The 26,277-nt window shown below is 44.6% G+C and carries 25 protein-coding genes; 21 read left to right on the forward strand and 4 right to left on the reverse strand.

Annotated elements, in window-relative coordinates; all coding sequences use genetic code 11:
• Window position 1 precedes the first annotated feature (1 nt).
• The 4 genes from I1A59_RS01015 to I1A59_RS01030 all read right to left on the reverse strand — a co-directional run bounded on the left by I1A59_RS01015 (window position 2) and on the right by I1A59_RS01030 (window position 4,559).
• Window positions 2-802: a hypothetical protein gene (locus I1A59_RS01015; protein ID WP_196090966.1), complete on the reverse strand. Its 801-nt coding sequence runs from the start codon at window positions 800-802 to the stop codon at window positions 2-4.
• A 40-nt stretch (window positions 803-842) separates the two neighbouring features.
• On the reverse strand, window positions 843-1,685 hold the full coding sequence (locus I1A59_RS01020; RefSeq protein ID WP_196090967.1) for a sugar ABC transporter permease: 843 nt from the start codon (window positions 1,683-1,685) through the stop codon (window positions 843-845).
• On the reverse strand, window positions 1,685-2,977 hold the full coding sequence (locus I1A59_RS01025; protein ID WP_196090968.1) for a sugar ABC transporter permease: 1,293 nt from the start codon (window positions 2,975-2,977) through the stop codon (window positions 1,685-1,687). The genes I1A59_RS01020 and I1A59_RS01025 overlap by 1 nt, the downstream gene beginning before the upstream one ends.
• A 328-nt stretch (window positions 2,978-3,305) precedes the next feature.
• Window positions 3,306-4,559: an extracellular solute-binding protein gene (locus tag I1A59_RS01030; RefSeq protein ID WP_196090969.1), complete on the reverse strand. Its 1,254-nt coding sequence runs from the start codon at window positions 4,557-4,559 to the stop codon at window positions 3,306-3,308.
• Window positions 4,560-4,879: 320 nt separating this feature from the next.
• On the opposite strand from I1A59_RS01030, the gene malQ reads away from it, so the two are divergent.
• The 21 genes from malQ (at window position 4,880) to I1A59_RS01135 (ending at window position 26,268) form a co-directional block, all read left to right on the forward strand.
• Window positions 4,880-6,388, forward strand: coding sequence for a 4-alpha-glucanotransferase (gene malQ, locus I1A59_RS01035; RefSeq protein WP_196090970.1), 1,509 nt, complete (start codon window positions 4,880-4,882; stop codon window positions 6,386-6,388).
• Window positions 6,389-6,408: 20 nt separating this feature from the next.
• Entirely contained in the window at window positions 6,409-7,515 is a 1,107-nt protein-coding gene (gene ugpC / locus I1A59_RS01040) for a sn-glycerol-3-phosphate ABC transporter ATP-binding protein UgpC (protein WP_196090971.1), read from the forward strand.
• A gap of 35 nt (window positions 7,516-7,550) precedes the next feature.
• The gene (locus I1A59_RS01045; RefSeq protein ID WP_196090972.1) at window positions 7,551-9,818 is read left to right on the forward strand and encodes a glycogen/starch/alpha-glucan phosphorylase; all 2,268 of its coding nucleotides are present in this window, start codon (window positions 7,551-7,553) and stop codon (window positions 9,816-9,818) included.
• A 119-nt stretch (window positions 9,819-9,937) separates the two neighbouring features.
• Window positions 9,938-10,435, forward strand: coding sequence for a DUF6287 domain-containing protein (locus I1A59_RS01050; protein WP_196090973.1), 498 nt, complete (start codon window positions 9,938-9,940; stop codon window positions 10,433-10,435).
• Between the two features lie 72 nt (window positions 10,436-10,507).
• Window positions 10,508-12,409, forward strand: coding sequence for a DNA mismatch repair endonuclease MutL (mutL, locus tag I1A59_RS01055; protein WP_196090974.1), 1,902 nt, complete (start codon window positions 10,508-10,510; stop codon window positions 12,407-12,409).
• A 14-nt stretch (window positions 12,410-12,423) separates the two neighbouring features.
• The gene (gene ruvA / locus I1A59_RS01060) at window positions 12,424-13,008 is read left to right on the forward strand and encodes a Holliday junction branch migration protein RuvA (RefSeq protein ID WP_196090975.1); all 585 of its coding nucleotides are present in this window, start codon (window positions 12,424-12,426) and stop codon (window positions 13,006-13,008) included.
• 11 nt (window positions 13,009-13,019) lie between these two features.
• The gene (locus I1A59_RS01065; protein WP_196090976.1) at window positions 13,020-14,258 is read left to right on the forward strand and encodes a competence/damage-inducible protein A; all 1,239 of its coding nucleotides are present in this window, start codon (window positions 13,020-13,022) and stop codon (window positions 14,256-14,258) included.
• A 52-nt stretch (window positions 14,259-14,310) separates the two neighbouring features.
• Window positions 14,311-15,486, forward strand: coding sequence for a recombinase RecA (recA, locus tag I1A59_RS01070; RefSeq protein ID WP_196090977.1), 1,176 nt, complete (start codon window positions 14,311-14,313; stop codon window positions 15,484-15,486).
• Window positions 15,487-15,569: 83 nt separating this feature from the next.
• Window positions 15,570-15,968: a transcriptional regulator Spx gene (gene spx, locus I1A59_RS01075; protein ID WP_196090978.1), complete on the forward strand. Its 399-nt coding sequence runs from the start codon at window positions 15,570-15,572 to the stop codon at window positions 15,966-15,968.
• 88 nt (window positions 15,969-16,056) lie between these two features.
• Window positions 16,057-16,635: an SP0191 family lipoprotein gene (locus I1A59_RS01080; protein ID WP_196090979.1), complete on the forward strand. Its 579-nt coding sequence runs from the start codon at window positions 16,057-16,059 to the stop codon at window positions 16,633-16,635.
• A 69-nt stretch (window positions 16,636-16,704) separates the two neighbouring features.
• Complete coding sequence (locus tag I1A59_RS01085; protein ID WP_196090980.1) at window positions 16,705-16,971, forward strand: IreB family regulatory phosphoprotein; 267 nt, start codon at window positions 16,705-16,707, stop codon at window positions 16,969-16,971.
• Entirely contained in the window at window positions 16,971-17,390 is a 420-nt protein-coding gene (gene ruvX / locus I1A59_RS01090) for a Holliday junction resolvase RuvX (protein WP_196090981.1), read from the forward strand. The genes I1A59_RS01085 and ruvX overlap by 1 nt, the downstream gene beginning before the upstream one ends.
• A gap of 9 nt (window positions 17,391-17,399) precedes the next feature.
• Window positions 17,400-17,702 (forward strand): DUF1292 domain-containing protein, encoded by a 303-nt coding sequence (locus I1A59_RS01095; protein ID WP_196090982.1) that lies wholly within the window; start codon window positions 17,400-17,402, stop codon window positions 17,700-17,702.
• 443 nt (window positions 17,703-18,145) lie between these two features.
• Complete coding sequence (locus I1A59_RS01100; protein ID WP_196090983.1) at window positions 18,146-19,360, forward strand: Mur ligase family protein; 1,215 nt, start codon at window positions 18,146-18,148, stop codon at window positions 19,358-19,360.
• Window positions 19,361-19,425: 65 nt separating this feature from the next.
• Window positions 19,426-19,812 carry a hypothetical protein gene (locus tag I1A59_RS01105; protein WP_196090984.1) on the forward strand — a complete coding sequence of 129 codons (387 nt, stop codon included), beginning with the start codon at window positions 19,426-19,428 and terminating at the stop codon, window positions 19,810-19,812.
• Between the two features lie 40 nt (window positions 19,813-19,852).
• Window positions 19,853-21,358, forward strand: coding sequence for a cardiolipin synthase (cls, locus tag I1A59_RS01110; protein ID WP_196091009.1), 1,506 nt, complete (start codon window positions 19,853-19,855; stop codon window positions 21,356-21,358).
• A 93-nt stretch (window positions 21,359-21,451) separates the two neighbouring features.
• Window positions 21,452-22,978, forward strand: a complete 1,527-nt coding sequence (locus I1A59_RS01115) for a hypothetical protein (protein WP_196090985.1) — start codon at window positions 21,452-21,454, stop codon at window positions 22,976-22,978.
• A 5-nt stretch (window positions 22,979-22,983) separates the two neighbouring features.
• Complete coding sequence (locus I1A59_RS01120; RefSeq protein ID WP_196090986.1) at window positions 22,984-23,133, forward strand: hypothetical protein; 150 nt, start codon at window positions 22,984-22,986, stop codon at window positions 23,131-23,133.
• Between the two features lie 246 nt (window positions 23,134-23,379).
• Window positions 23,380-24,831: an LCP family protein gene (locus tag I1A59_RS01125; protein WP_196090987.1), complete on the forward strand. Its 1,452-nt coding sequence runs from the start codon at window positions 23,380-23,382 to the stop codon at window positions 24,829-24,831.
• Between the two features lies 1 nt (window position 24,832).
• Entirely contained in the window at window positions 24,833-25,564 is a 732-nt protein-coding gene (gene cps4B, locus I1A59_RS01130; RefSeq protein ID WP_196090988.1) for a capsular polysaccharide biosynthesis protein Cps4B, read from the forward strand.
• Between the two features lie 8 nt (window positions 25,565-25,572).
• On the forward strand, window positions 25,573-26,268 hold the full coding sequence (locus I1A59_RS01135; protein ID WP_196090989.1) for a Wzz/FepE/Etk N-terminal domain-containing protein: 696 nt from the start codon (window positions 25,573-25,575) through the stop codon (window positions 26,266-26,268).
• The last annotated feature ends 9 nt before the right edge of the window (window positions 26,269-26,277 follow it).

Consider the following 26,277-nt stretch of genomic DNA (forward strand, 5'->3'; position numbering starts at 1 on the left):
ATTATTCTCCTTGATGATCACGGAATTGTGTTTGGTAAAAAACCAAAGCGAGGGTAAGTAAGAAGAGACTGTTTTGAACCAAAACGGAGGTGGCCAGATCTAGGCCAAGTAAGCCTAGTAAGCAGGTCACCAGCGTTGGAATTCCTAGGGAATAGAGAATGATGTGAAAGGCTTCTTTAAAGCCCTGAAGCGAGTTAAAACGCGATTTGCTGACCAAGTATAGGAGTGCAGCACTCCCTAAGGTTAGCAGTAAGAAGTTTAGACTAAGCAGTCCCCAAGAAAGTGCTAGGACAAAAAGACTGATGACCAAGCGATTGCTCTCAAACCAAGATTGATTTAGGGCCTGTGTCCAAGTATTCGGGCTGCTTAAATCTTTGGTTTCTAGTTTATCATAAGAAAGGCGAGCAATCTCCTGATTGGATTGGAACAATCGTACATCGTCTTCCCGGAATTCCCAGACAAAATCTGGACTCTGTGGAGCCTCTTCCCCAATGACAATCCAATCTTCTCCAACCTGCCAGGAGGTTTTCTGAGAAATTTGAGCTCGTCCCTGGTTAAACGTGATTCCAGTAGCAGCTATTTTCTCCACCTGTTCTTGGTCAAAGACACGATAGGCTTGAGGGACCAGCTGCTCCAAGGGATAGGAAGTCCGTTGCAAACTTGTCCAACAGACAGGAATACAGGTAAGAGCTAATAGGAAGATCCAGGTAAAGAGCAGCTGAGGCCAGCTGAGGAGTCTCCGTTGCTCAAAGGCTCGGCGAAAAGGGAAGAGATTTTGGAAATAGCTAAAGGGGTAGGGCAAGGTTGTGTCCTTTCTAAGTGGCGAAAAAGGTGGGACAAGCTTATCCCTTGTCACCACCGCTAGTTAAACCAGAAACAAAGTTCTTTTGTAGGAAGAAGAAGAGGATACAGATTGGCAACGCCGTTAACACGGCCCCGGCAGCGAAGAAGGAGATTTTTAGATTCTTAGGATCGCTGACGAAGGTACGGAGACCAACAGCCACTGTATAATATTCTTTTTCCCGTAAAAGGAAACTGGAGAGAATGTAGTCTCCAAAAGGTCCCATAAAGGCCCAAAGTGCTTGAACTGCAACCATAGGACGAACAAGGGGGAGGACAATCTGCCAGAAACGGCGGAAGTGTCCAGCACCATCAATCTTGGCGGACTCATCCAAAGAAATAGGGACTGTATCAAAGTAGCCTTTCATCAACCAAGCATTCATTGGGATGCCACCACCAACATAGAGGAAGATGAGGAACCAGCTTTGGTTTAGAGCATTGAGCATCAAGGCCATAACAAAGAAGGCTGTGAGGGCTGCAATGGTCGGTACCATTTGAATGATGAGGAAGAAGACCAAACTTTGTTTACGGGCAATAAAGTTGTAACGGCTATACGCATAACCAGCTAATACAACAATAGAGGTTTGAATCAACATTGTCAAGACAGCAATGATTAAAGTATTGGTGTACCAAGTTCCAAAGAGGGTGTCGGTAAAGAGACCGCTAAAGTTATCTAAGGAAAGCTGAATGTTGCTGTCCAATTTAAAGGCAACCACGTTCCCAGATTTGAAGGCTGAGGAGATGGTGATAGCCAAAGGGTACAAAATAATCAATGATAGGAGGCCCAAGTAAAGGTAGGTCAACCCTTGATTGAGGCGTCTTTTAAAGGTGATGGAACGTTGCATTATACATCCTCCATATCAAAAGCGTGAAGTTTCTTGAAGGCAATCATGGAGATACCGATGACGATGATGGAGATAATAAGGGTCACCGCCGCCGCCATGGAATATTGCGGAGCAGTACCAGTGGTAAGTCGGTAAATCCAGGAAATCAAGATGTCAGTAGAACCAGCACCTCCCCCAACACTTCCGGGACCTCCTTCATTGAAGAGGTAGATAATGGAGAAGTTATTGAAGTTGAAGGTGTATTGACTAATCAAGGTTGGAGCAGCAACTGCCAAAATCATTGGGAAAGTAATCTTGGTGAATTTTTGCCAGCTATTCGCCCCATCAATGTAGGCTGCCTCATATAAGTCATTTGGAATGGATTGTAGGATACCTAGAGTAAGGACATAAATATAAGGGAAACCTAGCCAACCTTGCATCATAATGAGAGCTACCTTGCTCCAGAAAGGATCCGTCTTCCAAGGAATAAGGACGCCGTCTAAGAAGGGGATGACCTTGGAAATGGCAGGGATAACTTGGGTATTGATTGCTCCAATGGAATCATTAAACATGTTGGAGAAGGTCATGATTGTAATGAAGGCTGGAACTGCCCAAGGAAGGAGGAAAATAACCCCAAAAATTCGTTTCCCTTTGATAAAAGGTTGATTAGAGATAATAGCAGTAAAGATCCCAATGATGATTTGCAGGGTAGTAGCTGCCAAGGCCCAGATAATGGTCCAGCTTAAAACAGAACCAAATGCTGAGCGGAAGGTAGACAGTTGCCAAATGTTCATGAAGTTAGTCAAGCCGACCCATTCCAATAGTTTAGCCGGAGGCAAATGCTTGAAATCATAATTGGTAAAGGCAATCAAAATGGTTACCAAAACCGGGAAAACAATGGCGAAAATCATAGCCACATAAGAAGGGACAATTAGTAAATAAGGGAATCCATTCTCATAAATGGAGTGACTCATTTCCTGCCAGCTTGTAGCGACAGGTAGTCCTTGATTCCAGCGATTGGCAGTCTTGTGAGCATCCCATAGATTAAAGCCATAAAAGACCAGATAGGCAATGACAAAAATCAAGTGGAAGGTTCCCTGAATTAAGAGGAAGAGGGAATTATCTCGGCCCCTCATGGATCCAAGTGTCACCAAGCCTTGCAATTGGAATAGCGCTGTTGTAAAGAAATAAATTAAGAATAAGAGTGTTATCCCTAAGAAAATTCCTCCCTTAACTTTCTGGCGATTGTAAATCTGCCCCAGTCCAGGAATAAGGGATAAAAGAAGTGCTTTTTTTGCGTTTTGTTGTTCCATAAATCAGTCCTCGTAGAGATAGGATTGTCTGGGGATAAAGAGTAGTGTTGGGATTGTTATACTCTTTTAGTTTATCTTTTATTACTGTGTTAGCTCGTCTTGCCGTACTTTAGTACTGCCTGCGACTCGCTGCCTTGTACTAAAAGCAAACTAAAAGACTATATCTCAACTTTCCCTATTTTAGTTCGTGAACATACTTTGACTGAACCCTATAGAAGTAAGTTCTAAAATAATAGAGAGGCCAAGACTTTAGAGTCCCAGCCTGCTCTCACTAACAGTTAAGGGTTCTGAGAAATTTGTCTCTTATCACCCGGTATAGAGAGATGGGCTACTCTCCGAATTTTTGATCAATGCTATCTTTGATGAGTTTTACAGCATCGTCAGCAGCAGCTTTAGGGGCTTTTTTACCACTTACAGCTTCAAAAAGCATTGTTGCTGCTGGATCCCAAACAGTAGACATTTCAGAAATACTTGGCATTGGTTGAGCAGAGTCGAACTGTTTCACAACGGCATTTGCCAACTCATCTTTGCTATCTACAGCATATTTACGAGCTTCAGTATTTGCAGGAACTTCGTGGTTCTTGTCATAGAAAGCTTTTTGTTGATCGGTTGAAGTCAAGAAGTTTAGGAATTCTTGAGCGCCATCGATGTTCTTAGAAGCTACAGGGATAACCCAAGCTTTACCGCCTGCAAATGCTTCGTAGTTGGCTCCACCTGGAAGAGTTGGGATTGTTGCTACACCGTAGTTGATGCCTGCATCCTTATAAGCAGCAGCCTTCCAAGGCCCATCAATCACAGTAGCTGTTTTCTTTTCTTGGAATTGAGACTCAATCAAGTTGGCAGCACCTTTTTGGTCTTGCATCCCTTTAGGCCATTTTTCATACCAAGTTTTCGCATATTCTAGACCTTTGATAGAACCGTCGTTAGCAAGACCGATATCTTTGGCATCTGTACCATCCTTACCAAAGACATAACCACCGTTACCACCTAGAAGTCCGTATGCATAGTAGAAGTTTACCCAGTCAGCAAGGAAGGCCGTGTTTTTACCTTCTTCTCCTTCAAAGTTGTAGGCTGGATCTTCGGCTAATTTTTCAACTTCTTCGAAAGTCTTAGGAGCTTCTTGGATTAAATCCTTGTTATAGTAGAGGACCAACGTTTCGATAACAGCAGGAGCTCCATAAACATGACCATCGGCAGCTGTTACCAATTTTTTGGTTGTGTCGTCAGTCATGCTTTCTTCAGCCAATTCAACTTCTGCTAGTTGGCCATCGTTACCAAGGCTTCCGACACGGTCGTATGGCGCCATCATAACATCCACAACATCACCAGATTGGTTATCCAAGGAAAGATTATCCAAGCCAGTCAATTGATCTCCAGTCTTGATGTTGATTTTTGTTCCGCTTTCTTTTTCAAAAGCCTGAGCAGCTTCTTCGATGTAAGGTTTGTATTGTTCTTCAACATAAACCGTTAGTTCTTTACTACCGGAGTCAGAATTTTGTGAACCATTACTGCAGGCTACCAAAACCCCTGCAAAAGCAATCGTTGAAAGAAGGGCGGTCGTTTTAAGAATTCTCTTCTTCATGATGAGTGTCTCCTTTATCTAGCTCATTAGAGCAAACGTTTTCTCTTGACAAAAAAATTATATCAAAAATTGCAAGCGGTTGCAAGCGGTGTAGAAAAAATTTTTATGATAAAATAAAACAAGGGAAATCTTCTTTATATAAAGGGATTTCCGAGCAAAACCCAAGTGATTTTTTCAAGAAATTTTCAAGAAAAAATGAAAGTGGAAAAATTATCCAAATTCATCTTGCTTTTGTGAGTCAAAAGGGATATAATGGCGATGCAAACGTTTTCGCAAAGTGCTTGCGTAACGTGATTGAAAAAAACAGGCGAGGTATACTTATGAAGCAACGTCAAAGTGGTGTCTTGATGCACATTTCTTCCCTTCCAGGGAAGTACGGGATTGGATCCTTTGGCCAAGCAGCTTATGACTTTGTGGACTTCTTGGTCCGTACAAAACAGCGCTACTGGCAGATTCTTCCATTAGGAACAACTAGTTACGGAGATTCTCCTTACCAATCATTTTCAGCATTCGCTGGAAATACTCATTTTATTGATTTTGATATCCTCATCAAGGAAGGTTTGCTGATGGAAGCCGACTTGGAGGGAGTGGACTTCGGTGATGATCCTTCTACAGTGGATTACGAGAAATTATTCTATAACCGTCGGCCATTGCTAGAGAAGGCAGTGGCGAACTTTATGGCCCGGGGTTATAACCCAGAGTATCAACATTTCTTAGTGGACTCCGCTAGTTGGTTGGATACGTTTGCGGAATACATGGCTATTAAAGAACACTTCCAGCAAAAATCATGGTTGGATTGGCCAGATGAAGCTGCTAAAAGTCGCGAACCACGTGCAATTGCAGAGTATCGGGAAAAACTTGCTCCTGCTTTGAATTACCACCGTGTCACTCAATACTTCTTCTTTAAACAATGGTTAGCTCTTAAAGGCTATGCCAATGAGAATCACGTTGAGATTGTTGGAGATATGCCAATTTATGTGGCAGCTGACTCTTCTGAAATGTGGTCTCAACCTCATTACTTCAAAACAGATGAAGAAGGCCGTCCATCATGGGTTGCCGGAGTTCCACCTGATGCCTTTACGGCTGAAGGTCAGCTCTGGGGTAATCCAATCTATGATTGGGATGCTATGAAAGCTGATAACTATGCATGGTGGATCAAACGTTTGGAAGAAAGCTTTAAGGTCTATGACGTTGTCCGGATTGACCATTTCCGTGGATTTGAGTCCTACTGGGAAGTGCCTGCTGGTGCAGAAAATGCTATCGGTGGTCGTTGGGTCAAAGGTCCAGACTATGACCTCTTCAAGACAGTCAAAGAAGAATTGGGTGATTTAAATATCATCGCCGAAGATCTTGGCTATATGACCCAAGAAGTCTATGACTTCCGCGAGAAAACTGGCTTCCCAGGAATGAAGATTTTGGAATTTGCCTTTGATCCAGACGGTGATAGCCAAGATATGCCGCACCATGCTAAGAATAACTCTGTTATGTATACAGGTACCCATGACAATGAGACAGTTCTTGGCTGGTATGAAAATGAGGCGGACGAAGCCACTCGTCGTTTTATGGAACTCTACACCAATAAACGTCCTGATGAGTCTGTACCGGCAGCGATGTTGCGGACCGTCTATGCATCTGTCAGCTTTATGGCTATTGCGACTATGCAAGATCTTCTTGGCTTAGGTAGCGATGCCCGAATGAATACCCCATCCACACTTGGTGGAAACTGGGTATGGCGGATGACAGAAGAACAACTAAACCAAGAGGTAGAAGATTTGTTGACCTACCTCACTGTGACTTATCGTCGTTCTAACGAGAACCTGTCTAAGTAAGAAAGGTAGGGACAATTCCTATGGCAACTTTATCCCTTAAAAACATTTACAAACGTTATGATAATGGATATGAAGCCGTGAAGGATTTTAACCTGGAGGTGGCTGACAAAGAGTTTATCGCTCTAGTTGGTCCATCTGGGTGTGGAAAATCAACGACCTTGCGGATGATTGCAGGTCTAGAAGATATTACCCAAGGTGAATTTTACATCGATCAAGAACTGGTAAACGATGTGGAACCTAAAGATCGTGATATCGCTATGGTTTTCCAATCCTATGCCCTTTATCCACACATGACTGTTTTTGAAAATATGGCCTTTGCTTTGAATTTGCGCAAAGAATCAAAAGAGGAAATCAAGAAAAAGGTGGAAGAGGCTGCGGAAATTTTAGGACTCAGTCATCTGCTAGACCGTTTACCTAAAGCTTTGTCTGGTGGGCAACGGCAACGGGTTGCTTTGGGACGGGCTATCGTCCGCGCTCCCAAAGTCTTCTTGATGGATGAGCCCTTGTCTAACTTGGATGCCAAATTGCGCGGAGACATGCGAGCAGAAATTATCCGCATCACACAACGCTTAGGTGCGACAACCATCTACGTAACGCACGACCAAACCGAAGCCATGACCATGGCAGATCGGATTGTCGTGATGAACATTGGTGAGGTTCAACAAATTGGAACTCCAAAAGAAATTTATGAAAATCCACGCAACTTGTTCGTGGCTGGTTTCGTTGGAGCTCCGACCATGAACTTCATCCAGGGGCGGATTCAGGGAGACCATTTTATTTCCGAGGATGGGACTGATTTCAAATTGGCGCAAGGGCAGTATGCACAGTTGAGAACCAAAGGGTATGACGGAAAAGAAGTAACTTTGGGAATTCGTCCGGAAAATATTTCCAATGACCCACTGGTGTTGGAAACTTATCCTCAATCCCAATACAAGGCAGAGGTTGATTTTGCGGAGCTTTTGGGAGCGGAGTACATTGTCCACACACATCTGGGTGAGACTACTCTCAAGGCTATTGTTCACAGTCGACAAGATGTGCACATGGGGCAAGAAATGACCTTGGCCTTTGATATGAACCGGGCCCATTTCTTTGACCGGGAAAGTGAAGAAAATATTTTACATTCATAAATAGAAATTATATTTTTTAGGAGATAGAAATCATCATGCTTAATTTTAGAGACTATATGAGTCAAGTTCAGCAGAAAAACTTGGCGGATTGTTCAAATGAAGAGATTTATGTAGCCTTGTTGAACTATACCAAAGAATACAGTGCTGAGTTGCCCTATAACGATGCAAAGAAAAAACTCTATTACATCTCTGCAGAATTCCTTATCGGAAAACTCTTGTCCAATAACTTGATCAACCTTGGCTTGTATGAGTCAGTGAAGGAAGACTTAGCTGCTGTAGGTAAGAGTTTAGCAGAGGTGGAAGATGTTGAATTGGAGCCATCTTTGGGTAACGGAGGATTAGGACGTTTGGCAGCCTGCTTCCTAGATTCAATTGCTACTCTTAACTTGAACGGAGACGGTGTTGGTTTGAACTACCATTACGGTCTTTTCCAACAAGTCTTGAAAAACAATGAGCAAACAACGATTCCAAACCACTGGTTGGAAGAGCAAAACTGGTTAATCCGTTCAGAACGTACCTATGATGTGCCATTTGCTCACTTCAGTCTTCGTTCAACGCTGTACGATATCGATGTGCCAGGATATAAAACTGGTAAGAAAAACCGTTTGCGTCTCTTCGATTTAGATACAGTTGACGGCGCTATCATTCATGATGGCATCCAGTTTGATAAGACGGATATCTTGAAAAACTTGACCCTCTTCTTGTATCCAGATGATTCGAACCGCCAAGGTGAATTACTCCGTATTTTCCAACAATACTTCATGGTTAGCAATGCAGCTCAGTTGATTTTGGATGAAGCGGTTGAAAAAGGAAGCAACTTGTATGATCTTCCAGACTATGCTGTGATTCAAATCAATGATACTCACCCATCCTTGGTAATCCCAGAAATGATTCGCCTTTTGCAAGAACGTGGACTTAGCTTCACAGATGCTGTAGCCATTGTGAAACGCATGACTGCTTATACAAACCACACGATTCTTGCAGAAGCTTTGGAAAAATGGCCGTTGGAGTTCCTTGAAGAAGTAGTTCCACACCTTGTTCCAATCATCAAACAATTGGATGCAGATGTAAAAGCGAACTACAAAGATGCATCTGTAGCCATCATTGATGAAAATAATCGTGTGCACATGGCTCATATGGACATCCATTACGGATACTCTGTTAACGGGGTAGCAGCTCTTCATACAAATATCTTGAAAGATACTGAGTTGAATAACTTCTACAAGTTGTACCCAGAAAAATTCAACAACAAAACAAACGGTATTACTTTCCGTCGTTGGTTGATGCACGTTAACCCAGAATTGACTAAATTGATTGACCAAGAAATTGGTCGTGACTGGCACCATAATGCAGAGCTCTTGCAAGGTCTTTTGGATGTTGAAAACCGTGCTGCCGTTAAAGAACGTTTGGAAGTGATCAAACGTGAAAACAAAGAGAAATTGGCAAAACACTTGAGGGAAAAACAAGGGGTTGAATTGAATACCAACGCCATCTTTGATACCCAAATTAAACGCCTTCATGAGTACAAACGTCAACAAATGAATGCTCTTTATGTCGTGTACAAGTACTTGGACATTAAGGCTGGAAATATTCCTGCTCGCCCAGTAACGATGCTCTTCGGTGGTAAAGCAGCTCCTGCCTATACGATTGCCCAAGACATCATTCATATGATCATGACCCTTTCTGAAATTATTAAAAATGATCCAGAAGTGGCACCACACTTGCAAGTGGTTATGGTTGAGAACTACAACGTTACAGAAGCAAGTTATTTGATTCCTGCGACTGATATCTCAGAACAAATCTCCCTTGCTTCGAAAGAGGCATCCGGAACTGGTAACATGAAATTCATGTTGAACGGTGCCCTTACCTTGGGAACATCAGACGGAGCGAATGTGGAAATCCATGAATTGGTTGGCGACGACAACATCTTCATCTTTGGACAAGATAGCCAAACTGTTATCAATCTATACGAAACACACGGCTACGATTCTTACCACTACTACGAAAAAGAAGCTATCCGCCCATTGGTAGACTTCATTGTTAGCGATCAAATGCGTGCAACTGGACATCCAGAACGCTTGGAACGCCTCCATAATGAGTTGATGAACAAAGACTGGTTCATGACCCTTCTTGATTTGGAAGAATACATCCAAGTGAAGGAAGCAACCTTGGCAGCTTACGAAGACCGTGATAGCTGGTTGGATAAAGTCTTAGTTAACATTGCCATGGCAGGATTCTTCTCATCTGACCGTACTATCGCTCAATACAATGAGCAAGTATGGCATTTGGAGCCAACTAAATAACTGAAAAAGCAAAAGGTTTGAAACTACGTTTTCAAACCTTTTTCAAAACAGGACTCTGCCTTTACAAATAGCAGGGCAAGGGTTAAAATAGTAATAGAAAGTCTACCAGGAGGTCCCACATGCGAACACGATTGTTTCTACTGTTTACCAGTTTCACTATTATTTTAGCCGCTTGTGGGACCAAGCCTGCATCGGAGTCGAAAGAGAGTTCTTCTACCAGTGTAAAACAAGAGGTCTCCAGTAGTTCGAAGGCTTCCTCTTCAAGCGAAACAACCAGCTCAACTCAAATCCAAGAGTCCACAATTGATACTCAGGGGATTTTAGCTGGGGACTATTCCACATTAGTCGGTACTTGGGTCAATGATAAGGGGGAGGCTCTTCGTATCGAGCCGGATGGCAGTAGCGATCGCTTCGATGCCTCTATTTTTAATGGACTAGAGGAGAACGAGGGTACCCTGGTATCTGACCACTATAAGATTGGTGGGGCCTCCTCTGCCCTCACCATTGTTCCAGCAGGGCAAAAACTGCCCTTTCATGACCAAGTCGCTACTGTCGACAGTCTGGTTATTGGAACAAGCGCGGAGGCAGCCAAGCATGCCTTTACGCGAGCACACTAATTTTTCCTATGGTTAAAGAGGCTGGATCCCACAATCCCGCCTCTTTCTTGCTATCTAGAAAGAGGATTTATTGTGACAGAAATTCTTGAATTACCAGAAGTCCTGGCTAACCAAATTGCTGCCGGAGAAGTGGTTGAGCGCCCCAGCAGTGTGGTCAAGGAACTCTTAGAAAATGCCATTGATGCTGGCAGCCAGTCTATTGAAATCCGCTTACAGGAGGCTGGACTTAAACTCATTGAGATTCGTGATGATGGTCGAGGAATTGCTTTCGGAGAATTATCTTTGGCCCTTAAACGTCATGCAACCAGTAAAATTAAACGTCAGGCTGATTTATTTCGGATTCGGACTTTAGGTTTCCGTGGGGAGGCTCTACCTTCTATCGCTTCCGTCAGTCGCTTGACCCTGGAAAGCCAGGAGGCTGGTGCTCATAAGGGGCAACGATTGGTGACACAGGCTGGTGAGATTTTGGAAGAAGAGACCATTAGCCGTGCTCAAGGGACGACCGTTCGAGTGGCGGATCTGTTTTACAACACCCCAGCTCGTCTCAAGTATATGCGCAGTCCCCAGTCGGAGCTTTCTCATGTTGTGGATGTGGTCAACCGTCTAAGTCTAGCCCATCCAAGCATCTCATTTACGCTCATTCACGAAGATAAGCAGCTGCTTCAAACAAGTGGACAAGGAGATTTGCGTCAGGTTTTAGCAGCTATTTATGGCTTGACAACTGCACGGAAGATGGTTGAAGTGGAGGCTTACGACTTGGATATTTCCGTTCATGGTTATGTGAGTTTACCGGAATTGACCCGTGCCAACCGTTCTTACATCACCCTGCTCGTTAATGGCCGTTATATCAAGAACTTCCTGCTGAATCGGGCTATACTTGAAGGTTACGGCAGTAAGCTCATGGTTGGCCGTTTCCCTCTCGTTGTTTTGGATATTGAATTGGATCCCTTCCTTGCCGATGTGAATGTCCATCCGACCAAGCAAGAATTGCGTTTGTCAAAAGAAAAAGAAGTGATGGATTTGATTCGCCAGGCTATTCAAGAGGCCCTAAAAGAGCAGGATCTGATTCCCGATGCCTTGGAAAATTTAGCCAAATCAGCGGTTCAGAAAGTAGATAAACCGGTACAAACCAGCCTGGTTTTGGAAGAAAATCCAATCTATTTCCAAGTTCCTTCCCAAGAAGAGGCTCAAGGTTCAACCCCTGAAGTAGTAGTGGAGGAAGCACCTTCGACATCTAACTCTGTTCACTTTGCCCGAAGACAGGAAGCTGATTATGGTGATTTAGACCACCCTGAATTGGATTTAGCCAGTCTAGAAAAGGCATATGGGAAACTAGAAGGGGAGGAGACAGCAACCTTTCCCCAACTAGAATACTTTGGCCAAATGCATGGGACTTATTTGTTTGCCCAGGGGAAAGAAGGTCTCTATATTGTGGACCAACACGCAGCCCAGGAAAGGGTTAAATACGAAGAATATCGCCAATCCATCGGAGAGGTTTCTGGTGATCAACAACAATTGCTGGTACCTTATATTTTTGAATTTTCAGCGGGAGATGCCCTTCGTATTAAGGAGCAGCTACCGGTCCTCGCGGAAGTTGGTGTTCATTTATCTGATTACGGAAACAATCAGTTTATTTTGCGGGAGCACCCGATTTGGTTCAAGGAAGAGGAAATTGAAGCCGGTGTTTATGAGATGTGTGATATGCTCTTGATGACCAAGGAAGTCTCTATCCATAAGTATCGAGCTGAATTAGCGATTATGATGAGCTGTAAACGATCAATTAAGGCCAACCATGCCTTGGATGAACATTCCGCTCGCCATCTTCTCTATCAATTAAGACTCTGTCAAAATCCTTATAATTGTCCTCATGGGCGGCCAGTTTTAGTTCATTTTACGAATAGAGATATGGAGAAGATGTTCCGGCGCATCCAGGAGAATCATAAGAGTCTTCGAGAATTTGGTAAATACGAATAGAAAGTAAGAAAGTCATGTTTGAATATATGAAAGGTCAGCTGACCAAGATTCGCACCAATGCCCTTGTTTTGGAGGTTGGGGGGATTGGCTACTTAATCCATGTGGCCAACCCTTACGCCTACAGCGGTCATGTCAACCAAGAATTGACGGTTTACCTCTATCAAGCGGTACGGGAAGATGCCCAGACCCTTTATGGTTTCCGAGATGAGGCAGAGAAGGAGCTCTTTTTACACCTAATTTCAGTATCTGGGATTGGGCCTACTTCAGCCTTAGCCATTATTGCTGCGGATGATCATGAAGGTTTGGTTCAAGCCATTAGCGAGAAAAATAGTACCTATTTAACCAAATTCCCTAAAATTGGGAAAAAAACTGCCCAACAAATGATTTTAGATTTGGAAGGCAAACTACAGGCGGGTGAGGTTCAGCCGCTTAAGACTGCTGTGACAGCCGATAATCAGGCTTTGGATGAAGCTATGGAAGCCTTGCAAGCTTTGGGTTACAAAGCTACGGAATTGAAGAAAATTCGGAAGTTCTTTGATGGAACTTCGGATACGGCTGAAAATTATATGAAATCAGCCTTGAAAATGTTGGTGAAATAAAGGAGACGGCCATGAAGGCAGAGATCATTGCAGTAGGGACGGAGCTTTTGATGGGGCAAATTGCCAATACCAATGCTCAATTCCTGTCTCAAGAATTGGCAGGTTTGGGGATTGGGGTTTATTACCACACGGTTGTTGGGGATAATGTCGAACGGCTGACAGAGGTGCTAAGTCTGGCAAAAGAACGAGCGGATTGGGTGATTTTATCCGGGGGTCTAGGTCCGACAGAAGATGATTTGACCAAACAAACCTTGGCTACTTTTTTAGGTCGGGACTTGGTGCCAGACCCAGAAGCCATGGCCAAGATCGATGCCTTTTTTGCCAGCAATCCTAAGCGAATCCGGACGGCAAATAATGACCGTCAGGCAGATACTATCGAAGGGGCGCGTGCCCTCCCCAATCGAACAGGTTTAGCCGTGGGGAGTCTTATTGAGAATCAGGGGGTTACCTATGTCCTTCTTCCTGGTCCACCAAGTGAACTCAAGCCCATGTTTTTAGAACAGGTGGCTCCACTTTTGAAACAAGAGCAAGCTCTCTATTCGCGCGTGCTTCGTTTCTTTGGGATTGGTGAAAGTCAGTTGGTGACTCGCCTCGCTGACCTAATTGCCAATCAAACCAACCCTACTCTAGCTCCATATGCTAAGGTAGGCGAAGTGACTCTACGATTGACCGCTCAGGCCGCCAGCCCAGAGGAAGGAGAGTCTTTGTTAGACCAATTGGAAACGGCCATTCTGCAAGAAGGGGATTTGCAAGATTATCTCTATGCCTATGGTGATCATCAGAGTTTAGCTCAGACAGTCCTCGATTTGCTGAAGGAGAAGGAGTTGACCTTGACAGCAGCGGAAAGTTTAACGGCTGGATTGTTACAGGCTGAATTAGCCCAATTACCAGGGGCTTCTGCAGTCTTTCCTGGTGGTTTTGTGACCTACAGTCTAGAGCAGAAAAGCCAGATGCTAGGGATTCCTCTAGAGAAATTGCAGTCGGCTGGTGTCGTCTCCGCCTGGACTGCTGAACAGATGGCTGCAGGTGCCCGAGCCCGCACGGGAGCGGACCTAGCCCTTAGCCTGACAGGGGTTGCGGGCCCTGATCAGTTGGAGGGACAAGAAGTGGGGACGGTCTGGCTAGGTTTGGCTGGTCCCCAAGGGACCAGCAGCCACCGTCTTTATTTAGGAGGTCGAGACCGCAACACCATTCGCCAGATGGCTGTTCTAGAGGCTTTTAATTTAATACGGAAAACTTTAATCAAGTAAGAGAGTTTGCTATAATGGAAGAAGTGTCTTGTATTTGAAATAAGGAGAAAAAATGGCAAAAAAACAAAAAAAATTACCTGAAATTACCAAAAAATTTGGTGATGAACGGAAAAAAGCCCTTGAAGATGCGATGAAAGTCATCGAAAAGGATTTCGGTAAAGGGTCGATCATGCGTCTAGGTGAACGGATGGATCAGAAGGTTCAGGTCATGAGTTCAGGAAGCCTGGCTTTGGACATTGCTCTGGGTGCCGGTGGTTATCCTAAAGGTCGGATTATCGAGATTTATGGACCAGAAAGTTCTGGTAAGACGACGGTTGCCCTACATGCGGTAGCCCAAGCGCAGAAGGAAGGGGGCATTGCTGCTTTTATTGATGCTGAGCATGCATTGGATCCAGCTTATGCCCAGGCTCTTGGAGTGAATATTGATGAGCTTCTGCTCTCTCAACCAGACTCTGGGGAGCAAGGTTTAGAAATTGCTGGAAAGCTGATTGATTCTGGAGCGATTGACTTAGTGGTGATCGACTCGGTAGCAGCCTTGGTTCCGCGAGCTGAAATCGATGGAGACATCGGAGACAGTCACGTTGGGTTGCAGGCCCGGATGATGAGCCAGGCGATGCGAAAATTAGGGTCTTCCATCAATAAAACCAAGACCGTTGCGATCTTTATCAACCAGCTTCGGGAAAAAGTTGGAGTTATGTTCGGAAACCCTGAAACCACACCGGGTGGCCGTGCCCTTAAATTCTATGCTTCTGTCCGCTTAGACGTTCGTGGCAATTCTCAAATTAAGGGAACTGGAGACCAGAAGGATGAGAATATTGGTAAAGAAACCAAGATTAAGGTTGTCAAAAACAAGGTTGCGCCGCCATTTAAAGAAGCAGTCGTTGAGATTATCTACGGTGAGGGAATTTCTGCGGCCGGGGAACTGGTCAAGATTGCTAGTGATTTGGAAATCATTAAAAAATCGGGAGCTTGGTATTCTTACGGAGACGATAAGATTGGTCAAGGTTCTGAGAATGCTAAGAAGTTCCTTAAGGAAAATCCAGTTATTTTTGAAGAAATTGATCGCAAGGTCCGTCAACATTTTGGCTTACCAGTAGCTGATCTTCCAGAAGGTGAGGCTGCAGATAGCTCGGAACAGCCTCAAGTCGATGAGAAGGTTTTGGAAGAAGCTGCGGACATGGTCCAAGATCTTCCTTTGGATTTGGAAGAGATTGAAATCGAAGAATAAATGCAAAAGTCGGTCTGGGGACCGATGGCCTTTTTTTCAAAATCCGCTAAACTAACAGTAGTGTAGCGAAAGGAGGATTTTGTATGATCAAAATTTACACAGTTTCAAGTTGCACAAGCTGTAAAAAAGCAAAAACCTGGTTAACTCAGCATCAATTAAGTTATAAAGAAAAAAACATTGGAAAAGATGGTATTACAAGAGAAGAACTAATGGCAATCCTCTCTAAGACCGATAATGGCGTTGCTAGCATTGTTTCTTCTAAAAATCGCTATGCCAAGAGCCTAGGGATTGATTTAGAAGATCTACCGCTTAGTGAGGTAGTGGATATTATCCTTGAGAACCCACGAATCCTTAAGAGCCCGATTATGGTAGATGAGAAACGTCTACAAGTAGGTTACAAAGAAGATGATATTCGAGCCTTTCTCCCACGATCTGTTCGCAATGTTGAAAATGCAGAGGCTCGCTTACGCGCGGCTCTCTAACTCCAAAAAAGCTGGCCTTATTTGCGCCAGCTTTTTTGTCAGTAGAAAGACAGTATGATAAAATAGAGGCTGAGAGGAGACTCGAATCATGAAAAAAATACTCATAACAGCCACGCTAAGCCTCCTTGTGCTAGCAGGGTGTGGTCAAGCTAGAAAAGAAAACAAGGAAGCTCAAAAGGAGATTGAAATTACTTCGACTCTTCCAATTTTGACGGAAAAGGTCGATGAAAATGCTGTGCAGAAAAAACGCCTGGAGTTTCCAACAGCTGCAGATGGAACGACCACTGTTCAAACTCTGACTTATCAAGGAGACAACTATCTGACGTTTGAAATAGAGCTCATTAGTCCTTTGACCGATGAATTGAAACAATCCGTTGATGAAGTAGGAGTAGCGGAAACCAACAACCGTTTACGAGCTGGCCTTGAAGAGGATGAGAACTATAAGGCAGCGACAGCCGTTCGAGGTTTTACCAATAATGTCGAGGTCTTAGAGGATCAGCGGCTTAAAAATGTTTCGACTTACAACTTTCAAGACTTGGATTTAGATGCCATCCGATCAATCGCCTACTTCCAAGGCAGTGGTATTGTAGAGATGAGCGAAGTTACTCCAAGTAAATTCTTGGAAGTTCGGCAGACGAACGGTGCCGTTGTGACTGATGCTCCGTAACCCCCAATTGTTTTCCCCTCTGGAGTGTGGTATAATGGGGAAATACTATATGAGAAAGAAGGTGTAATAGTGAGTTTTACAGATGAAACAGTTCGTTTTAATCTTGATGATTCCAATAAAAAGGAAATCAGCGAGACTTTGACCCATGTTTACACGTCCCTAAGCGAAAAAGGTTATAACCCAATCAACCAGATTGTCGGGTATGTTTTGAGCGGGGATCCAGCTTACGTGCCTCGTTACAACGATGCTCGGAATCAAATCCGTAAATACGAACGCGATGAGATTGTTGAAGAACTGGTCCGCTATTACTTGAAAGGACAAGGAGTCGATTTTTAATGAGAATTATGGGGTTGGATGTGGGCTCTAAAACAGTTGGAGTCGCAATCTCCGATCCCTTGGGATTTACTGCCCAAGGCTTGGAGATTATTCCCATTGATGAAGAGAAGGGTGAATTTGGCTTGGATCGCCTTTCTCAACTTGTCCAAGAATACACAGTAGATCAATTCGTAATTGGTCTGCCTAAGAATATGAACAATACCAGCGGTCCTCGGGTTGAAGCTAGTCAGGCCTATGGAGAATTACTGACCAAGGAGTTTGGCAAGCCAGTATCCTACCAAGACGAGCGCTTGACCACTGTGGCCGCTGAGAGAATGCTGATTGAACAAGCGGATATCAGTCGTTCTAAACGCAAAAAAGTGATTGATAAATTAGCGGCTCAATTGATTTTACAAAATTATTTAGACCGCCATTTTTAGGAGGAAACCATGTCACATTCACACGAAGAACACGAACGCGATGTTATCACTCTGGTAGATGAGGCCGGGAATGAAAGCTTATTTGAAATCATCTTAACCATCGATGGGCGAGAAGAATTTGGTAAGAACTATGTTCTCCTGATGCCCGTCAGCGCTGAAGAAGACGAAGATGGCCAAATCGAAATTCAAGCCTATTCCTACACAGAAAACGAAGACGGCACCGAAGGCGACCTCCAACCGATCCCTGAAGATTCCAACGCCGAATGGGACATGATTGAAGAAGTCTTCAACAGCTTCATGACAGAGGAGTGAAACAGTCATTGAAGTGACTGTTTCACCAGCCGACCGGAAATGAAGGCTTGGCTCAGGTCCTGCGGACATTTTCAGGGGTTGACATGAAATTGAGACTCACCCCAATCTCTTTTTATAGTCTTTTAGTTTGCTTTTAGTACAAGGCAGCGAGTCGCAGGCAGTACTAAAGTACGGCAAGACGAGCTAACACAGTAATAAAAGATAAACTAAAAGAGTATACCAGCCAGCTTGAAAGAAGCTAGGTAAAGCAATTAAACTGAAGAGAAAAACGATTTGTAGGGGTCGAGGCAGGTACTTGCCTCGGCTTTTTCTGTATTCGAATAACGAGGATCGGATGGATGCTGGAGGGAGTAGCTATTCCAGTTTCGGCCAGCGGGTTTGTATATTGATGGACCGATCAGCTAATTTGTTTCAGGAGTGTTTTAGAAAAGGGGGTTCTAATCATGAATCTGGAGGCGTTAGAGTCTTGGTTTGATAGTCGGATTGGACTGAATTTTCATAAGGGTCAGGAGCGGTTGTTGGAAGCTTTAGAACTTCTGGACCATCCTGAGCGACAGTTTGCGAGTATCCAGATTGCGGGGACAAATGGCAAGGGGTCAACCCAGGCGATTTTAGGTCAACTGTTGCTGGACCAGGGTTATAAGGTGGGCGCTTTTACCTCTCCGCACTTAGAAGATATGCGGGAACGGGTGCGCTTGAATGGACACGTACTTCCGTTGGAGCGTTTGTCTCAGTTGGCCCTGCGTCTGCAGGAGGTGGAGGCTCAGATGCAGTTGGGGCCTCTGTCCTATTTTGAGCTGTGGACTTGTGTGGCCTTTCTCTATTTTGCGGAGGAGGCCGTGGATGTGGCACTTTTAGAGGTTGGGATTGGCGGTCGCCATGACGCGACTAATGTGGTGGAAAGTGAATTGGCTCTCATCACTTCTATTGGCTTGGATCATCAGGAACTCCTGGGGTCTAGCTTGACTGCGATTGCGTGTGAGAAAGCAGGGATTGTGAATGCAGAGCAGGAGTTGCTCTTGGGCCCGCTGTCCGCAGACTTGCTGCTAGTTTTTGAAGAAGAAGTGGCTCGTTTTGGGAATCCTATTTTCCGCTTTGGTCAGGATTTTGTGTGGCAGGACCAGACTTTCTGGACGAGTGGGTTGACCTTGGAAGAACTCAAGTTGAGTCTGCCGGGGGCTTATCAGAGAGAGAATGCAGCCCTAGCCTTGATGGCTGCCCTTCGCTGGGCTCGAATCAGGGGACAAGACCTTGACCTGGCTCAGATGCGACGGTCGCTGGAGCGTGTGCAGTGGCCGGGCCGTTTGGAACTGTTGGCATCGGGAGTTTACCTTGATGGGGCCCACAATGTGCCAGCCTTGGAGCGCCTGGTCGAGTTTATAAAGGCCCAGGCCTGGGACACGCCGATCTTCCTTTTAGGTTTTTTACCAAGAAAAAATTACCAGGAGATGGTCGCTTATTTACGGCAGCACTTACCACATGCAAGCTACTATCTTGTTCCTTTTGATGGAGGGTTAGAGGATGGATCTTTCCTAGGGCTGGACCGGCTTGAAAAAGGGATAGCGACCTTTATCCGGGAAGAGGAAAGGCGGCCAATCTTTATTACAGGTTCTTTACATTTTGTCGGTCAGGTGCGTAAAGGTTGGATAAGTGAGTAAATTAGCTAACATTTTGGTAAAAATGGTGTATACTAGATGGGAGAAAATAGATTAGGAGTAGCAGAATGTCCAAGAAATGGCTGACCGTAGGGTTGACGTTGTTGGTTGCCCTAGGATTGACAGCCTGCTCGGCACGATCCAGTCAAGAGCAACCGGTTGAAGAAGAGACGGTATTGGCAATTCCGGAAAACCTGGATGGAACCTATGCAGCTTCAACGGAAGATGAAAACTACCATTTGACCATGAAAGATGGTCAAGGGACCTTGATCTCGGACGATGGTGCTGGGAATAAAATTGTACGTCAGGTCCAGGTGGTTGATCCTGAAGGCATGATGGTGGACGAAGAGTACATGCTCTATCGTGTGGAGAACCATCAACTTTACATCCAAGATATTGAATATGATTATGATGGGGAGCTGGAGGCTGAGAAGGTCTTTAAGCGAACAGGATAAGTGATAAAGAGGAAGAAGTGTGCGTAAATTACGATTAATCATGTGGAAATATGGTTTTAGTGTTGCAATCATGTTGGCGGAATTAACCTTGGTTTTAGCCGCCTTCTTTTATTTCGGCCGTATGTTTCCCTATATTTGGCTGGGTTTGATTTTCTTAATCACAATAGCCACGATTATTTCCATTTTTAACCGTAATATGGCCCCTGATAGCAAAGCTACTTGGCTCTTAGTAGCCCTTTTGCCAGTACTTGGTCCCCTGCTCTATATCATGTTCGGGGAGCGCCGTCTGTCTCGCAAGGAGATTCAGCAATTAGAAACGATTGGACAGTATGATTTCTTTGTACCCGCATCACAGGAAAGCCTGGATGAGGTGCGAGAGCAAAATCAATCAGTGGCGGGGATTATGCAAGCCCTTTTGAAGATTGACCCTAGCTCGGCCATTTACAAAGGGACTCAGTCTGATTACTTTGCATTAGGTGAGGACTATTTTCAGGCCCTCTTACAGGATTTGGAAGCTGCAGAGAAGTTTATTTTCTTGGAGTACTACATCGTGGAACCAGGGATTATGTGGGACCAGATTTTGGATATTCTCAAGCGAAAGGCAGCCCAGGGGGTGGAGATCAAGTTCCTCTATGATGACATTGGCTGTATGGCTACCCTTCCAGGTAACTATGCCCGCCAGTTGCGTGATCAAGGTATTGAGGCTTACCAGTTTAATAAGGTCATTCCCCGCATGACCGTGGCCTACAACAATCGAGACCATCGTAAAATTCTGGTCATTGATGGCCACATTGCCTATACCGGCGGAGTCAACCTAGCGGATGAGTATATCAATGAGCGCCTTCGCTTTGGCCATTGGAAGGATGGCGGAATTCGACTTCAAGGTGACGCAGTTCAAGCTATGGTTCGCCTCTTCCTCACGAACTGGTACATTAACCGAGGTGAGCTGGAAGACATTGATCGCTATCATTTCCTAGAAGAAAAAGAAGAGGGGCAGGGCTATTACATTCCGTATGGTTCTGGACCAAAGCCTATGTATAAGGAGCAGGTAGGAAAAAAAGTTTACCAAAACTTAATTACCCAGGCCCAGGACTATGTCTACATCACCACTCCCTATCTGATTATGGACTACGACTTGACTGAGGATATCAAAAATGCAGCCCTCAGGGGTGTAGATGTCCGCATCGTGACACCATATATTCCAGATAAAAAGGTTATTCAACTCGTAACGAGGGGAGCTTATCCTGACTTGCGGAGTGCGGGAGTCCGGATTTTTGAGTATGAACCTGGATTTGTTCATTCGAAAAATGTCTTAGTGGACGGTCATCTAGGAGTAGTGGGAACCATTAACTTTGACTACCGTAGCCTAGTACATCATTATGAAAATGCGGTGCTCATGTACCAGACCAATAGTCTAGAGGCTATGCGTCAGGATTTTCAAAGTATTTTTGATGAATCTATTGAAGTTACGGATCATACTATCAAGCCGGTTTGGTACCAACGTTTGATCAAGGAAATAGTGCAGATTTTTGCTCCTATGTTGTAAAAAAAGTGATAAAGAAGGGAGGGATTTTCAGTTGAAGGTGCCCGCCTCCCTTCTTTTTTGGTATACTAGAGAGGAATGAAAAAGGAGAATACGATGACGGAACAAATCATGGAATCTAGAGGAGACCGGCGGTCTTATCAGCGATCCAACCGGGAATCAAAAGAGAATGTTCAACTTCCTTTTGTAACTCCCTTAATTTGGAGCTTCCTTCTGGCCTTTTTTAGTGTGGCCAATCCTTTCCTGACTCAACTAGCGACGAATTTGCAAGAGCAAATCCTGTATGGGGGCTGGGCCCTTCAGCAAGGGCAGATGGTCTATGAGAACTTTTATGGAACTGCAGGTATTTTATTTTACCTCTTGATATGGCTAGGTTCCTTTTACCAGGGAGCAGCTCTCCTAAGTCTCTTTCAGTTTGTATTCTTTTATATCAGTGGACGTAAGGCTTATCGGTTCGCTTATAACCTAACAGGGAATCAACACGTTGCTGGGGCCTCCACCCATTTCTTTTATTTCTTGACATTGATTTTGGGATTTGGCGGTCTCTATGCTCCTCTTTTTACCCTTCCACTCTTATTGGTAGCACTAGAGACTTTACTGCAGATTTCCCAAGGAGAAGTAGGGAATAAGATTTTTCTTAGATATGGTGCTTTGGCGTCTATTGTAGTGATGATAGATCCGTTTGTAGGGACTTTCTTTTTTGGAATCAACTTCCTCTACCTAACCTATCACAATCTTCGACAGCGTCAGATTGGTGTGGGCGTTTCCCAGCTCCTATCCGGCTTGATTGGTTTTTCGCTGGTCTTTTATCCTTTAGGCTATGTGACAGTTTTTAATGGAACCTTTGGGTTGGCTTTGAATCAAGGTTCTTATATCTGGCAGACCATGAATTTCCATATGGCTAGTTTCTGGCAACCAGCTCTTTTCTATTTCTTGGTTTTATTGGGCTTAGGTCTTCCAATTGGTTTGTGGGGTCTGCGGCAGGCGCCCCGGACCCGAGAAGGGCTCTTTTTCCTCCCTCTTGGTGTCCTGGGGTCTTTGGCTACCTGGCTTGTGGCCAGCAGTCAGGCTGAATTTGGTTTCCACCAGTTATTGCCAGGTTTAGTCTATTTCTGGCTGATCCAAATTTTTCTCTTTGATCGCTTGCAGGCAGGTGTCCAACATGGACGGCACCAAAAAGCTCAGACAGAACGTCCCCTATTCCGGAAGTATGTCGCCACCCTTTTCTACCTTCCCCTACTCTTGGGAACTGTTTTAGTTCTTCTTCCTTTAGGCATTCGAACTATTGGAGAAGCCGAGGTGCAAGAGGAACGTCAAGAATTGCGATCCTATATCCAAGCGGAGGCGGATCGCTCTGATACTCTCTATGCTTGGGATAGCCGGGCTAATTGGTACCAGGAGGTGGAGATGTGGTCGGCGTCCTCACTTTTGAGTCCGGATTATTATTTGGCTTTACCGGAAAATCAAATCCGCCTGACTAATGATTTGGAAGGCGGCCGGCCGCGCTACGTGGTGGTTAATCAGTCTCAACCGCTCTTGGATGAGGTGGAGCGAGAGCTGTCGACCAACTACTCTGAGATTGAGACAGATTTGAATCAATTCAAACTTTACGAAAGAAAGTGATATCGATGGGTAAATATCAATTAGATGATAAGGGCAAGGCTCAGGTTCGTCGCTTCCATGAAAAACAAGCACGAAAACAGGAAGCAAAACCAACTTCAAAGGCAGCCTTGCTTGAAAAAATGAAAAAATTGCAGTCCCAGCAAAAAGAGGGATAACTGTGAGAGGCCGCTGGCCTCTTTTTTGGTTTAGAAAGCTTGACAAATCAGGATTTGTGGTATAATAGGAGAGATTGAAGAGTGGTCAGATTTTCTTGCAAGATAAGTGAGGATGGGAGTGACCACCTTCGAACGGAATCCATTTTTGGATTGGTTACGACCGCTACCGGGTATGAAATCTGGGCGGGAGTGTAAGAATTTTGAAAAAAGTAAGGATGGAGCCCATTGGGTTTCCGAAAGGAAAAGATGTCAAGAAGTAGAAGAAATCGGGTTAGGTCCAACCCTGTTTTGCAAATCGTCAACTGGTTCCTATGGGGCTTGGTCTTTCTGCTATCCGCTTATCTGATTTACAGTGTGATTCGCTATAACATTTTAGCGGTCTACCATGTTAATTTGATGTTGTCCTTCCTGGCCATAGTAGTTCTAGGAATTCTATTCTGGGTGCTTTTGCGTTTCCCTGGGCGTGTTTGGGTAACGCTAGTTTTGGTAGTCGGATTGGTGTCAACTGGATTGGCTTCGATTGGGGTCCAACAGTTGGTAGGTCTTTCCACGCGCCTCAATCATCAGGCCAACTACACAGAGTATGAATTGACCGTCTATGTTCCTAAAGACAGTGACCGTAAGGACATTAGTCAGGTGGAGAAAATTTTAGCACCAATGGATACCGACCGGGATAACGTGACGAAATTGCAGGAAGACTTAAGTGCGAAAAAGCAGGTGACTCCAAATTTCGATACCTCATCCTCTTACGTAGATGCTTATAAGCAATTGCAAGAAGGTCAAGCACAGGCCATTGTCGTCAATAGTATTTTTGCCGATACCATCGAAAGTGAGTATCCAAACTTCCAGGACAATTTGACTCCTCTTTACACCATGAAGGTAAGACGGAAGTTGGAGACAGGTCGTCAAGACCCGAATGCTCAAGCCTTCACCATCTATGTCAGTGGGATTGATACTTATGGGCCCATCACTTCTGTATCTCGCTCAGATGTCAATATTTTGATGACCGTTAACCGTGAGACCCAGAAGATTCTCTTGACGACTACTCCTCGGGACTCCTATGTTCCCATTGCAGATGGGGGAAACAACCAGCCAGATAAATTAACCCATGCAGGTATTTACGGTGTGGATGCCTCTATCCACACGCTGGAAAATCTTTATGAGATACCAATCAATTACTATGTCCGCCTCAATTTCACATCCTTCCTCAAATTGATTGACTTGGTTGGAGGGGTCGATGTGGAGAACGATCAAGCCTTTACCAGTCTTCATGGGAACTATGAATTTCCAGTTGGCACTGTTCATCTGGATTCAGATAAAGCTCTGGCTTTTGTGCGGGAGCGCTATGGCCTTGATGGTGGAGACAACGATCGTGGTAAGAACCAAGAAAAGGTTATTGCAGCTGTCTTGCGCAAACTGATGTCCACCGAGGCTTTACGAAACTACCCACAAATCATTCAAGGTCTGCAGGATTCTATCCAAACCGACATGAGTTTGGAAACCATGATGACCTTGATGAACAGCCAGCTGGAATCAGGTGGTCAATACCAGATTGAGTCACAGGCAATTGAAGGAACCGGAACCATGGACAAACCATCTTATGCCATGCCAGGTTCCCAGCTCTATGTCATGGAGATTAACCCCGATAGCCTAGCAAATGCCAAATCCAAAATCCAAGCAGTTTTGGAGGGACAATAAGATGATTGATATTCACTCACACATTATTTTTGATGTGGATGATGGGGCTCAGACACTCGAAGATACCAGGGATCTTTTGGAAGAATCCTATCGCCAAGGTGTTCGAACCGTCATTGCGACCTCGCATCGTCGTAGGGCTCTCTTTGATACCCCGGAAGATAAGTTTGAGACAAATTTTCAGCAGATCAAAGCCTTAGAATCTGAAATTGGCCCTGGATTCACCATTCTTTATGGTGCCGAGATTTATTTCAATTCAGATGCTTTGAAAAAATTAGAAGAGCGGACCATTCCTACTCTAGGTGGGACTGGATATGCCCTAATCGAATTTAGCATGGACACGCCCTACCGGGACATTCATAAGGCCCTTTCAGCTATTCTGCAATTAGGGATTACTCCTGTGGTGGCCCACATTGAACGCTACCATGCCTTGGATATGGATGCTGACAAGGTCAAGGAACTCATTAATATGGGCTGCTACATGCAGATTAATTCCTCGTCCGTACTTCCTCCCAAGCTCTTTGGGGATAAGTACAAATTCATGAAGAAAAGGGCTCGTTTCTTTTTGGACCAAGATTTGGTCCATTTTGTCGCAAGCGATATGCACAATTTGGATAAACGGCCTCCATACATGGATCAGGCTTATAAACTGATTCGGAAAAATTATGGCTTGGAGCGAGCGCATCGGCTCTTTATCACCAATCAAGAATTGTTACTAGAAGATGAAATTATATAGGAGAACTCATGAAAAAGCAAAATAACCAAGTGGAAGTGGACGTGCTTAGTTTGATACGTACCGTCTGGAAACGCAAGTTTTTGGTCCTCTTCTTCTCCTTGCTCGTGGCGATTATGGCCTTGGGTTATAGCCTCTATGTAGCCACTCCCATGTACCAAAGTACAACTCGGATTTACGTGGTGAACCGCCAGCAACAAGACAATCCGGGTTTGACCAACCAAGACCTTCAGGCCGGTAGTTACCTGGTTAAGGACTACAAAGAAATCATTCTCTCCCAAGATGTGATGAGCCGGGTTGTATCTGAACTCGGTTTGGACATGGGAACCTCTCAGTTGGCCTCTAAAATCAACGTAACGGTGCCGGCAGATACGCGGATTGTATCGATCAGTGTACAAGATGAATCAGCTGAAGAAGCCGCGCGGATTGTTAATGGCGTCCGTCAAGCAGCGGCGGATAAGATCATTGAAGTTACTCGCGTGTCTGATGTAACGACCTTGGAAGAAGGACAAGTTAACAGCCAGCCCGTTTCACCAAACATTCGCCGCAATGTTCTCCTTGGTTTTGTAGCCGGAGGAGCCTTGATGGTTGTGATTATTTTGGTTGCAGAAATCGTGGATGACCGCGTGAAGAAGCCAGAAGATGTGGAAGAGATGATGGGCTTGACCCTTTTGGGTGTAGTGCCAGATTTTGCCAAACTAAAGTAAGGGAGCTAG

It is taken from the genome of Streptococcus sp. NLN76 (assembly GCF_015686645.1).
Taxonomy (GTDB): domain Bacteria; phylum Bacillota; class Bacilli; order Lactobacillales; family Streptococcaceae; genus Streptococcus.

What these genes read in the sequence shown, in the direction of transcription:
- I1A59_RS01020 (WP_196090967.1), bottom strand. Translation starts at nt 1,685, where the DNA reads ATGCAACGTTCCATCACCTTTAAAAGACGCCTCAATCAAGGGTTGACC.
- I1A59_RS01025 (WP_196090968.1), bottom strand. Translation starts at nt 2,977, where the DNA reads ATGGAACAACAAAACGCAAAAAAAGCACTTCTTTTATCCCTTATTCCT.
- I1A59_RS01030 (WP_196090969.1), bottom strand. Translation starts at nt 4,559, where the DNA reads ATGAAGAAGAGAATTCTTAAAACGACCGCCCTTCTTTCAACGATTGCT.
- malQ (WP_196090970.1), top strand. Translation starts at nt 4,880, where the DNA reads ATGAAGCAACGTCAAAGTGGTGTCTTGATGCACATTTCTTCCCTTCCA.
- ugpC (WP_196090971.1), top strand. Translation starts at nt 6,409, where the DNA reads ATGGCAACTTTATCCCTTAAAAACATTTACAAACGTTATGATAATGGA.
- I1A59_RS01045 (WP_196090972.1), top strand. Translation starts at nt 7,551, where the DNA reads ATGCTTAATTTTAGAGACTATATGAGTCAAGTTCAGCAGAAAAACTTG.
- I1A59_RS01050 (WP_196090973.1), top strand. Translation starts at nt 9,938, where the DNA reads ATGCGAACACGATTGTTTCTACTGTTTACCAGTTTCACTATTATTTTA.
- ruvA (WP_196090975.1), top strand. Translation starts at nt 12,424, where the DNA reads ATGTTTGAATATATGAAAGGTCAGCTGACCAAGATTCGCACCAATGCC.
- I1A59_RS01065 (WP_196090976.1), top strand. Translation starts at nt 13,020, where the DNA reads ATGAAGGCAGAGATCATTGCAGTAGGGACGGAGCTTTTGATGGGGCAA.
- recA (WP_196090977.1), top strand. Translation starts at nt 14,311, where the DNA reads ATGGCAAAAAAACAAAAAAAATTACCTGAAATTACCAAAAAATTTGGT.
- spx (WP_196090978.1), top strand. Translation starts at nt 15,570, where the DNA reads ATGATCAAAATTTACACAGTTTCAAGTTGCACAAGCTGTAAAAAAGCA.
- I1A59_RS01080 (WP_196090979.1), top strand. Translation starts at nt 16,057, where the DNA reads ATGAAAAAAATACTCATAACAGCCACGCTAAGCCTCCTTGTGCTAGCA.
- ruvX (WP_196090981.1), top strand. Translation starts at nt 16,971, where the DNA reads ATGAGAATTATGGGGTTGGATGTGGGCTCTAAAACAGTTGGAGTCGCA.
- I1A59_RS01095 (WP_196090982.1), top strand. Translation starts at nt 17,400, where the DNA reads ATGTCACATTCACACGAAGAACACGAACGCGATGTTATCACTCTGGTA.
- I1A59_RS01100 (WP_196090983.1), top strand. Translation starts at nt 18,146, where the DNA reads ATGAATCTGGAGGCGTTAGAGTCTTGGTTTGATAGTCGGATTGGACTG.
- I1A59_RS01105 (WP_196090984.1), top strand. Translation starts at nt 19,426, where the DNA reads ATGTCCAAGAAATGGCTGACCGTAGGGTTGACGTTGTTGGTTGCCCTA.
- cls (WP_196091009.1), top strand. Translation starts at nt 19,853, where the DNA reads ATGTGGAAATATGGTTTTAGTGTTGCAATCATGTTGGCGGAATTAACC.
- I1A59_RS01115 (WP_196090985.1), top strand. Translation starts at nt 21,452, where the DNA reads ATGACGGAACAAATCATGGAATCTAGAGGAGACCGGCGGTCTTATCAG.
- I1A59_RS01120 (WP_196090986.1), top strand. Translation starts at nt 22,984, where the DNA reads ATGGGTAAATATCAATTAGATGATAAGGGCAAGGCTCAGGTTCGTCGC.
- I1A59_RS01125 (WP_196090987.1), top strand. Translation starts at nt 23,380, where the DNA reads ATGTCAAGAAGTAGAAGAAATCGGGTTAGGTCCAACCCTGTTTTGCAA.
- cps4B (WP_196090988.1), top strand. Translation starts at nt 24,833, where the DNA reads ATGATTGATATTCACTCACACATTATTTTTGATGTGGATGATGGGGCT.
- I1A59_RS01135 (WP_196090989.1), top strand. Translation starts at nt 25,573, where the DNA reads ATGAAAAAGCAAAATAACCAAGTGGAAGTGGACGTGCTTAGTTTGATA.